The sequence below is a fragment of the Salinarimonas soli genome (assembly GCF_008386575.1).
Classification (GTDB): Bacteria; Pseudomonadota; Alphaproteobacteria; order Rhizobiales; family Beijerinckiaceae; genus Salinarimonas_A; species Salinarimonas_A soli.
The window spans coordinates 1-229 of sequence record NZ_VUOA01000083.1; the positions used below are offsets into that span (position 1 = coordinate 1).

The window sequence follows — 229 nt, forward strand, 5'->3', positions numbered from 1 at the left end:
GAGATCGACAGCTCCTCCGTCGCAGCCGCGACCGTCTGCACGTTAGCCGAGGTTTGCTCGGCAGCACCCGCGACGTTGACTGACTGGCTGGTCGTCTCGTCGGCGATCATCGTCATGGACTGTGCTGTGGCTTCCATCTCGGTCGCGGCTGATGACAAGCCCTGAGTCAACGTCGCAACGTTCGCCTCGAACCGCCTGGTCAGATCGTCGAGACGCTGCGCCCGACGCA

At 63.8% G+C, this 229-nt stretch carries 1 pseudogene; it reads right to left on the reverse strand.

Annotation, left to right across the window (positions count from 1 at the left end):
* Positions 1–229: pseudogene (locus F0L46_RS25305) on the reverse strand (methyl-accepting chemotaxis protein); the annotation flags it as partial.